Consider the following 10,025-nt stretch of genomic DNA (forward strand, 5'->3'; position numbering starts at 1 on the left):
GGCTCGACCAGCCGCTCGCCGACGGCATCAAGGGCGAGGCGCCGCCCGCGGCTCTGATCGCCAAGCTGTCGCCGTCGCCGGCGGGCTATCATTACCTGCGCGTCGAGAACGATCTGCTGGTGGTCGGCATCGGCACGCGGATCGTTGCAGCGCTGGTCGCCGACCTCAGCAAGTTGTAGGCGCCTATCCCTCGAACCGACACAATCTTGGCGTTGGGTGCGTTGAAGAGGTCGCTCCCATGATCAAGAAATCCGTCGCTCTCGCATCCCTCGTCGCGCTGTCGCTCATGGCTGCGCCGGCTCTGGCCCAAAAGGACAAAGACAAGGACGACAAGCCCGGACATGGGCGCGGTGGCGGCCCGCCGGGCCAAGTCGATCGGGGGCAACCCGGCCAAGGAAAAGGCGGACCGGCTGCCTCTCCCGGTGGCCCGCAGCAAGGCAACGTCGTTGTCGTCGATCGGGATCGCAACGCGATCTACTCCTACTATCGAACCGAGTACGCGGCGGGGAACTGCCCGCCGGGCCTGGCCAAGAAGGGCAACGGCTGCCTGCCGCCCGGCCAGGCCAAGAAGGTCTGGGCGATCGGCCAGCCCCTGCCGGCCGGCGTCGCCTACTATCCGATGCCGCCGGTCTTGCTCGGACAGCTTTCGCCACTCCCTGCAGGCTATGAGTACGTGCGCGTCGCCAACGACATCCTGCTGATGGCCGTCGGCACGCGCATGATCGCCGCAGCCGTCGCCGATCTCGCGAGCTTCTAGCTCGACTTGGCGCGCAGCGCGGCTCGACGCGCGAGGCTCTCCGCTGGCCACGTCGCCTTGATGTCGTAGAACTCCGGCACCGCCGGGGTGCCCTCGGGCAGGACGACCCAGGGCTGCTTGGACGCGGTGAAGATGTGGATGTCAGGTGGCAGGCGGTCGGGCTCGTCGAGCGAGCCGACGCGGACGAATCGCACGGCTTCGCCGGCACCGCCATAGTTGCTCCACACAGCAATGCGGCAGGTCGGGCAGCGCCAGATCTTCTGGCCGCGGCCGCTCTCCGACGGCGTCATCACCAGCTCGGGTTCGCCGGACAGCAACTCGACGCGATCGGCCTCGATCATGGCATTGAGCGCGAAGGCCGCGCCGGTCTCGCGCTGGCACCAGCGGCAGTGACAGCAATTCACGAACAGCGGCTTGGATGTCATTCGATAGCGCACCTGCCGGCAGGTGCAGCCGCCGTCGAAGGTCTCGGAGTGGCTGGTCATGGCGCGAGGCTCCCCGCTAAGGTGATGCGAGGCAATAGCATTCGACGAGGGGGGAGACCATGACGGACCGCTTGAAGGGCAAGGTGGCGGTTGTGACGGGCGCGGCGCCGCGCGGCGAGGGCGTCGGCAACGGCATGGCGACGGCCATCCTGTTCGCGCGCGAGGGCGCCAAGGTGGTGCTGGTCAATCGCAGCGCCGAGCGGGCCGACAAGCTCGCTAGGCAGATCAAGGACGAGGGCGGCGAAGCCTCGGTGTTCGCCGCCGACGTCGCCAAGCCCGAGGCCGCCGAAGCGATGGCCGGCTTCGCCATGAAGCAATACGGCCGGCTCGACATCCTGCACAACAATGTCGGCATCGGCGCGCCGGGCACGCCCGAGACGGTGAGCCTCGCCGATTGGAACAAGGTGCTGGAGGCCAATCTCACGACGACGATGCTGTGCACCAAGCACTGCCTGCCGAAGATGAAGCAGGGCGGCGGCGGATCGATCATCATGGTGTCGTCGATCGCAGGCGTGCTCGGCCTGATCGGCAGTGCGGGCGCCGTCGCCTATTCGACGGCCAAGGCCGGCCTGCACGGCTTCACCCTGTCGGTGGCGGCCGACTATGCGACCCAGAACATCCGCGCCAACTGCATCGTCGTCGGCTCCGTGCACACGCCGATGGTGGCGCATCTCGGCGACGAGGCGCGCGAGCGCCGCCGCAACATGGTGCCGATGAAGACCGAAGGCACGGCCTGGGACGTCGCCCACGGTGCCGTCTATCTCGCTTCGGACGAATCTCGCTGGGTGACGGGGTTGATGCTGCCGATCGACGGCGGTTTGGTCGCCCTGCGGCAGTGGCCGCGCTAAGGCGTCGTCGAACGCCGGTCGTGCCGCCACGTGTAGAGTGAGCTCGCGACGATGACGGCGGTGCCGAGGATCGTCCAGCAGTCGGGAAAGTCGCCGAACACGACGAGGCCCAGGATCGTCACCCAGACGAGCGCGGTGTAGCTGTAGGGCTGCACGGCGCCGGCCTCCGCAACGGCGAAGGCGCGGATCAGGCTGTAGCTGGCCAGCGCATTCAGAAGCGCGATGGCGATCAGCAGCCCCCAACCCGTGGGCGTGGGCCATTGCCACTGCCATGGTCCGACGAGCGTGGTGGCGGCAAGGCCGGTGAATGCGGTCCAGACGAAGGTCGTGTCGGCTGAGTCTGTCCGGGTGCAGAGTCGGACCAGCACTTGGTAGGCCGCCCACATCACGGCGCCGATCACCGGCAGCAGCATCGGCCAATCGAACGTGCGCAAGCCGGGACGGACGATCAGCAGCATGCCGAGAAAGCCTGTGGCCACAGCGAGCCAGCGTGCCGGTCCGGCGCGTTCGCCGAGGAAGACGACGCCGAGCACGATCACGATCAGCGGCGAGGTCGCAGCGAGGGCGTGGGTGTCGGCCAGCGGCAGATGAGCGAACGCCAGCACGAAGACGGCGCTTTCGACCAGGATGAGGATCGAGCGGCCGCCCTGCAGCCATGGCCTTCGGCTGTGTGCCGTCGCCAGCAACCCCTTGCGGCGCACGAGCAACCAGGCAAACACGCAGAACACGCTGTAGCGGAGCCACATGATCTGACCGATCGAGTAGTCGGCCACCACCCACTTGCTCATCGCGTCCATGACGGCGAAGGCCGCCATGGCCAGGACCGTATAGACCGCGCCGAGAGAGGTGTTGTTGCGAGAGCCGGCCGCCGGAGCGGCCGTCATTCCGCCGCGGCCATGCGCTGCGCCGGCGGCCGGAAGGCCGGGATCACGCGCTCGGCGAACAGCTTCAGGCTCTTCATGGTCTTCTCGCGCCCGTAGTAGGGCGGGTAGTGCAGCAGCAGCGAGGTCATGCCGGTGCGGGCCTGCATTTCGCGCAGCCGGGCGATCACCGTCTCGGCCGAGCCGTGCAACAGCGTCTCGGCGAGGTCGTCGTACTTGATCTCGCTACCCTTCTCGGAAACCGAGCCGAGATAGCCGCTGGTGCCCGTGCCGCCGAAGTGGGCGATATGGCGCACGATCGCCTCCTCGGTCTCGGCCCGGGCCTGCCGGTCGGTGTCGGCGATATAGACCCAGCGGGCGATGTCGATCTCGCCCGCCGCCGGGTTCTTGCGCCGCTCCTCCGAGGCGTTGGCGAGCTCGCGCTTGTAAAGCGCCGTCTGCGCCGCCAGCGTCTCGATCCCGGGCAAGGTGGACAGCATCAATCCGAAGCCGTTGCGGCCCGAGTAGCCGATCGACCGATCGGTGCCGCCCGCCATGTAGAGCGGCGGATGCGGCATCTGGATGGGATGGGGCAGCATCTCGTAGGGTTCCTTGACGGTTCCCTTGTAGTACTTGCCTTGATGGTCCCAGCGGTGGCGGTGGAACGCGTCGAACATCAGGCCCACCGATTCCTCGACGATGTCGCGGCGGCCGTCGAAATCCTTGCCGAGCCCCTCGAACTCGTAGGGCCGATAGCCCGAGCCGATGCCTAGCCGGACGCGGCCGTTGGACAGGATGTCGACGAATGACGTGTTCTCGACCACGCGGATCGGGTCGTAGAGCGGCAGCGTGATGACGGCAGCGCCGATCTTGATGCGGCTGGTCTTGGCCGCGAGATAGGCCATGTAGGCGAAGCAGTCCGGCATGATGCCGTAGCTTGTGGCGAAATGGTGCTCGGCGATCCAGGCCGTATCGAAGCCCAACCGCTCTGCCTCGATCACCTCGTCGGTGGTCCGGGCGTGAACGTCACGATGCGGGTAGGGCTCTTCCTTGGGGTTCGGATGCGATGTGAAAAGAACGCCGAATTCCATGGTTCCCTGCCTTTCGACGCGCGATCCTACGGGGCCTGCCATGCACTGACCAGCCATTGAGGAGCCGATCCGTCAGGCATACGCTCGCAGGGCGAATGGAGGACTGACCATGGCATTCGACCTCGTCGTCAAGAACGGCATGATCGTCGACGGTTCCGGATTGCCGCGTTTTCGCGGCGACGTCGGCGTCAAGGATGGCAAGATCGCCGAGATCGGCCGCATCGATGGAGCGGCGGCCAAGGAGACCATGGATGCGGGAGGCCGCGTCGTGGCGCCGGGCTTCGTCGACGGGCACACCCACATGGACGCGCAGATCTTCTGGGATCCGATCGGCACCAGCTCCTGCTTCCAGGGCGTGACCAGCGTGGTCATGGGCAATTGCGGCTTCACCCTGGCGCCGTGCCGGGAGAGCGAGGCCGACCTCGTGATCCGCAACCTCGAGCGCGCCGAGGACATCAGCCGCGCTGCCATGAAAGCCGGCATCAAGTGGCGCTGGGAGACCTTCCCGCAATTTCTCGACGTGCTTGAGTCGCTGCCCAAGGGCATCAATTACGCGGGCTATGTCGGTCACTGCGCGCTGCGCACCTACGTGATGGGCCAGCGCGCCTTCACCGACGAGGCGACCGAGGACGACCTCGAGGCGATGGTGCGTCACACCAGGGAGTCGATCGCCGCCGGCGCCCACGGCTTCTCGACGACACGCAGCGCCAGCCACGAGACCTCCGACGACAAGCCGGTGGCGAGCCGGCTCGCGACCTGGAGGGAATTCGAGACTCTCGTCAAGGCAATGGGCGGCGGCATGGTGGAAGTCGCGGGCGAGCCGCGCGGCGCGGATGGGCACAAGGCGCGACAGTACTACGAGGACATGAGCAAGCTCGCGATCGAGAGCGGGCGTCCGTTCACTTTCGGTCTGTTCAGTCGCCGCACGAACCCGGGCACGTGGCGCACCACCTTCGACATCGTCGAGCGCACCTGCCGGCAGGGCGGCCGCATGTTCGCGCAGGTGCATAGCCGGGCGCTGAACGTGCTGCTCTCCTTCGAGACGCATCTGCCGTTCGACAAGTGGGAGGTGTGGCGCGACCTGCGCAAGCTGCCGCTCGCCGAGCAGAAGCAGTGGCTGCTCGATGCCGACAAGCGCCGCAAGCTGGTCGAGGTCGCGTCGCGGCCCTACGAAGGACCCCAGGTCCGAGGCGCCGAGGCCCGCCCGCCGGAGTGGGACTGGATCTTCGCCATGACCGACATGAAGGGCGCTTACAAGTCGATGGCCGACCTGGCCCGTCAGCGCAACACACACCCGGTCGAGCTGATGATCGACATGGCGCTCGAGCGCGATATGAAATTCTTCATGATCCAGCCGATCGCCAACGAGAACCAGACCGAGGCACTCGAGCTGATGAAGCATCCGCGCTCGGTCGTGACCTTCTCCGATTCGGGCGCGCACGTCTCGCAGATCATGGACAGCTCCTTGCAGACCCATCTGCTGAGCCACTGGGTGCGCGAGAAGCAGGCCTTCACGCTCGAGGAGGCGGTGAAGATGATCACCTGCGACACCGCCACTCAATTCGGCTTCCACGATCGCGGCCTGCTGCGCGAGGGCATGGCGGCCGACATCGTGGTGTTCGATCCCGACACGATCGGCGCGCGCATGCCCGAGGTCGTCCACGATCTGCCGGCCGGCGCCAAGCGGCTCAGGCAGAAGTGCGATGGCATGCACGCCACGATCGTCAACGGCCAGGTCCTGCTGCGCGACAACGAGCCGACCGGCAACCTGCCGGGCAAGCTCATCCGCAACAAACGGGCGATGATCTGAACGCATTCTCCGCCGGATCGCGGGCGGGACGCCCGCGGTCCGAAGGGATGGAGCCACAGTTTCGTCACTTGACTTCGCTGCGCCGCACAATCATATACGCGCCAGTCCGCTGGTTTGCGGGCTGACAAAGGTTTCTCGCGATCGCGCGACGCGCCCCATTGACTGTGACGGCGCTTCATCCCGAGACAATCCCCTGGAAAAAGGGCCGTCCCAGCCGCGCGCGGGAACGGGCTAAAAGCCGCCTGAACAGGCGTGCCCGATGGGCGCGTCCGGCGGCAATAAGGACTATACTTCAGTGAGTAATGTTTCATTTGCGGATCTCGGCCTCGCCGAGCCGCTGCTGCGTGCCCTCGATGCCGCCAAGTACACGGTGCCGACGCCGATCCAGGCGCGCACCATCCCGGCGCTGCTGCAGGGTCGCGACGTTCTCGGCATCGCCCAGACCGGCACCGGCAAGACGGCAGCCTTCGCGCTGCCCGTGCTGCAGCACCTCTCCGGTTTCCGCGAGCGGCCGCAGCCCAAGAGCCCGCGCGCCCTGGTGCTGGCGCCGACCCGCGAGCTTGCCGTCCAGATCGCCCGCAGCTTCGACACCTACGGTCGCGGCCTCGGCCTGCGCCTCTGCACCGTCGTCGGCGGCCTGGGATACGGCCGCCAGATCGAGACCCTGGCCCGCGGCGTCGACATCCTGGTCGCCACGCCGGGCCGCCTGCTCGACCTGGTCGAGCGCGGCAACGTGAAGTTGGCGCATGTGACGTTCCTCGTGCTCGACGAGGCCGACCGCATGTTCGACATGGGCTTCATCAAGGACGTGCGCCGCATCGTCAGCGCGGTCTCCAGGCAGCGCCAGACGCTGCTGTTCTCCGCCACCATGCCGGGCGACGTCGCCAAGCTGGCGTCGGAGATCCTGAAGAACCCCGAGCGGGTCGAGATTGCGCCGCAGGGCCGCACCGTCGAGAAGATCGACCAGCGCGTCTATTTCGTGAGCGCCGCCAGCAAGCGCCAGCTGCTGAGCCATCTCCTGTCCGACGAGACGCTCGAGCGGGTCATCGTGTTCACCCGCACCAAGCGCGGCGCCAACCGTGTCGCCGAGGCGCTTGAGGACCGCGGCGTGAGCTCCGAGGCGATCCATGGCAACAAGTCGCAGAACGCCCGCCAGAGGGCGCTCGACAATTTCAGCCGCGGCCGCGCCCGCGTGCTGGTTGCCACCGACCTCGCCTCGCGCGGCATCGACGTCAGCGGCGTGACGCACGTCATCAATTACGAGCTTCCGGCCGACGCCGAGAGCTACGTCCATCGCATCGGCCGCACCGCGCGGGCCGGCGCCTCGGGCGTCGCCCTGTCGTTCTGCGACGGCAGCGAGCGCGGCCAGCTCAAGAGCATCGAGCGGCTGACCAACCAGCGCATCGCCGTCGTGGCGACGCCGGCCAACGAGGACATGCCGCAGCAGCCCGCGGCGCCGGTCCAGCGCACCCGCGAGGAATCTCGCGACGACCGCCACGGCGAGCCTCGCGGACCGCGCCGTCCGCGTGGCCCGCACCCGCATCGGCATGGTCAGCGCGGCGACGATCATCGCGGTGGGCATCACGATGGGCATCATGGCGGCCATCACGGCGGCCGGCCGCATCGTCCGCACGGCGATCACCCGCGCGGCCCCCATCACGCGCAGGCTCATCATCCGCATGCCCATCATCCGCATCGCCGGCATGACGAGCGTCCGGCGACACGCGACGATGCCGGCCACGATTTCGGCGACTACCGCGATCGCGCACCCGACGGGACCCGCTCCGACGATCACCCGAGCAACCAGCGGCGCCGCCCCCACGGCAAGCGCCGCCGCTTCGGCGGCGGAGGTGGTGGCGGCCACCGCGGCCGCGCGGCGTAGCTCATGCTCTCCTCCCCAGCTTCGCTGGGGAGGTGTCCGCGTAATCGCGGACGGAGGGGTCATGAGTCATGGGCTCTGCTGCCTCTTGTGGCTCATGACCCCTCCGCCCCGTATGACGGGGCACCTCCCCAGCTTCGCTGGGGAGGAGAACGCGACTACGTCAGCAGCCCTTCCTCGCGGAAGATCTCCAGGCATTTGCGAAGGGCGCGCTCGTAACGGGCGCGCTCTTTTGCGATGGACTGATCGTCCCACTCGAAGAAACCGCGCTTGGTCTTGAAGCCGATCCGGCCCTCGTCGACGTTGCGCTGCAGGACCGGCGGCGGGCCGTCGGCGTTGGTGAGGTCGGGCCAGATGATCTTGGCGACCGCACACGTCGTGTCCCAGCCCGAATGCTCCTTCTGCACGATCGGGCCGGCGGCGGCGTAGCGGAAGCCGAAGGAAAGCCGCACGGTGGCGTCGATATCCTCGGGCGAGGCGACGCCCTGCTCGATCAGCCACAGCGCCTCGCGCATCAGCGCGCCCTGGATGCGATTGCCGAGGAAGCCGATCACGTCCTTCTTCACCTGGACGGGACGCTTGCCGAGCGCCGCCATGATCCCGCCGACCGATTCGGCCTTGGCGACGTCGGTGTGGATCGAGCGCACGACCTCGACCAGCGGGATGAGATGGGCCGGCATGAAGAAGTGCAGGCCCATCATGCGGTGCTGCGTCGCCAGCCCCCGGGCGATCTCGCTGATCGGGAAGCTCGAGGAGTTGGAGGTGAGCGCGCAGTCGGGCCGCGCCAGCTTTTCCATCTCGGCGAACAATTGCCGCTTCAGGGCCAAGTCCTCGGTCACCGTCTCGACGGCGATCTCGACGGCTGGCCACGACGCCTCGGGCAAGGTGGCAAAGGTCTTCAGACGCGACGTGTCCGTGGGCTTGCCCATGGCGCCGAGGGCGCGGGCGCAGGCGGCGGGCAGGCCGTCGCGCGTCGAGGCCGAACGCGACACGACGTCGACCGACCATCCGTGGCCCAGGAACATGGCGATGATTCCCACGCCCATGGTGCCACCCCCGATGACCAGGGCTTGGCGTTCGCTTTGCGGCATTTTTGGTCCTCCCAACTCGACGGCCGCCCCGACGGCGGGGCAATATCACCGCTCACTTATAGCCCGAGGGAGAAGACAATGAGCGGCACCTACAAGGATATCGGCATCAGCACCGAGGGCCATGTCGGGATCGTCGAGATCCAGCGGCCGCCGCACAATTTCTTCGACAATTCGCTGATCAACCAGATCGCCGATGCGTTCGAGGCGTTCGATCGCGACGTCAACATCCGGTCCTACGTGCTGTGCGCCCAGGGCAAGTCGTTCTGCGCCGGCGCCGACTTCCAGAACCGGCCGCAGACCGGCTCGGCCGAGTCCGGCAAGCACCTCTACAAGGAAGCAACCCGCCTGTTCCGCTCCAGGAAGCCCAGCGTCGGGGCGATCCAGGGGCCGGCGATCGGCGGTGGCCTCGGGCTCGCGGTCATGCCGGACTTCCGCGTCGCCTGCTCGGAGGCGCGCTTCTCCGCCAATTTCACGCGCCTGGGCTTCCATCCGGGCTTCTCGCTCACCTTCACCCTGCCGCGCCTGATCGGCCAGCAGCGCGCCAACCTGATGTTCTATACCGGCCGCCGCATCAGCGGCGACGAGGCCTATGCCTGGGGCCTGGCGGACGTGCTGGTGCCGCTGGCCGACGTGCGCAAGGCGGCGCTGGCGCTGGCGACCGAGATCGCCGAGGGCGGCCCGCTCGCCGTGCAGTCGACGCGCGAGACGATGCGCCGCGGCTTCGCCGACGCGGCCGAGGCGGCCACCGAGCGCGAGCTCACCGAGCAGGACTGGACGCGCAAGACCGAGGACTTCAAGGAGGGCATCAAGTCCTACGCCGAGAAGCGCCTCGGCAACTTCAAGGGCCGCTGATGGGCCAGGTTGCGGGCAAGGTCGCCATCGTCACCGGTGGCGCCTCGGGCATCGGCGAGGCCTGCTCGGAGACGCTGGCGCGCGAAGGGGCGTCGGTCCTGGTGACCGATGTCGACGACGCGCTGGGCAAGGGCGTGATCGACCGCATCGCCAAGGCGGGCGGCAAGGCGCACTACCTGCATCACGACGTGCGCGACGAGGCGGCATGGCCGGGCGTCGTCGCCGAGGCCGAGAAGCGCTTCGGCCGGCTCGACATCATGGTCGCCAATGCCGGCATCGGCATCATGGCGCCGATCGAGAGCATGACGCTGGCCGACTGGCAGCGTCAGCAGGCGATCAACCTCGACGGCGT

10 protein-coding genes are annotated in these 10,025 nt (G+C 67.7%); 6 read left to right on the forward strand and 4 right to left on the reverse strand.

What is annotated here, in order from left to right; all coding sequences use genetic code 11:
• The first annotated feature begins 238 nt into the window (after positions 1 to 238).
• A complete protein-coding gene (locus ACILR9_RS38105) occupies positions 239 to 757 on the forward strand; it encodes a hypothetical protein (RefSeq protein WP_395715223.1) in 519 nt (172 codons plus the stop codon).
• Here ACILR9_RS38105 and ACILR9_RS38110 read toward each other — a convergent pair.
• A complete protein-coding gene (locus tag ACILR9_RS38110; RefSeq protein ID WP_395715224.1) occupies positions 754 to 1,242 on the reverse strand; it encodes a GFA family protein in 489 nt (162 codons plus the stop codon). The two genes, ACILR9_RS38105 and ACILR9_RS38110, sit on opposite strands and share 4 nt — an antisense overlap.
• Before the next feature lie 59 nt (positions 1,243 to 1,301).
• Between ACILR9_RS38110 and ACILR9_RS38115 the strand changes: the two genes are divergently transcribed.
• Positions 1,302 to 2,090: an SDR family NAD(P)-dependent oxidoreductase gene (locus tag ACILR9_RS38115; RefSeq protein ID WP_395715225.1), complete on the forward strand. Its 789-nt coding sequence runs from the start codon at positions 1,302 to 1,304 to the stop codon at positions 2,088 to 2,090.
• Here ACILR9_RS38115 and ACILR9_RS38120 read toward each other — a convergent pair.
• Positions 2,087 to 2,974, reverse strand: a complete 888-nt coding sequence (locus ACILR9_RS38120) for a DMT family transporter (protein WP_395715226.1) — start codon at positions 2,972 to 2,974, stop codon at positions 2,087 to 2,089. The genes ACILR9_RS38115 and ACILR9_RS38120 overlap by 4 nt on opposite strands.
• Positions 2,971 to 4,041, reverse strand: coding sequence for an LLM class flavin-dependent oxidoreductase (locus tag ACILR9_RS38125; protein ID WP_395715227.1), 1,071 nt, complete (start codon positions 4,039 to 4,041; stop codon positions 2,971 to 2,973). Before ACILR9_RS38125 ends, ACILR9_RS38120 begins: the two co-directional genes overlap by 4 nt.
• Before the next feature lie 67 nt (positions 4,042 to 4,108).
• On the opposite strand from ACILR9_RS38125, the gene ACILR9_RS38130 reads away from it, so the two are divergent.
• Positions 4,109 to 5,851 carry an amidohydrolase family protein gene (locus ACILR9_RS38130; RefSeq protein WP_395715232.1) on the forward strand — a complete coding sequence of 581 codons (1,743 nt, stop codon included), beginning with the start codon at positions 4,109 to 4,111 and terminating at the stop codon, positions 5,849 to 5,851.
• A gap of 295 nt (positions 5,852 to 6,146) precedes the next feature.
• A complete protein-coding gene (locus ACILR9_RS38135) occupies positions 6,147 to 7,733 on the forward strand; it encodes a DEAD/DEAH box helicase (RefSeq protein WP_395715228.1) in 1,587 nt (528 codons plus the stop codon).
• Positions 7,734 to 7,888: 155 nt separating this feature from the next.
• On the opposite strand, the gene ACILR9_RS38140 is transcribed toward ACILR9_RS38135, so the two are convergent.
• Entirely contained in the window at positions 7,889 to 8,821 is a 933-nt protein-coding gene (locus ACILR9_RS38140) for a 3-hydroxyacyl-CoA dehydrogenase family protein (protein WP_395715229.1), read from the reverse strand.
• 78 nt (positions 8,822 to 8,899) lie between these two features.
• On the opposite strand from ACILR9_RS38140, the gene ACILR9_RS38145 reads away from it, so the two are divergent.
• A complete protein-coding gene (locus ACILR9_RS38145) occupies positions 8,900 to 9,673 on the forward strand; it encodes an enoyl-CoA hydratase/isomerase family protein (protein ID WP_395715230.1) in 774 nt (257 codons plus the stop codon).
• On the forward strand, positions 9,673 to 10,025 hold a 353-nt coding region (locus tag ACILR9_RS38150; protein WP_395715231.1), incomplete at its 3' end, for an SDR family NAD(P)-dependent oxidoreductase. The genes ACILR9_RS38145 and ACILR9_RS38150, both read left to right, overlap by 1 nt.

It is taken from the genome of Reyranella sp., assembly GCF_044224635.1.
GTDB lineage: Bacteria > Pseudomonadota > Alphaproteobacteria > Reyranellales > Reyranellaceae > Reyranella.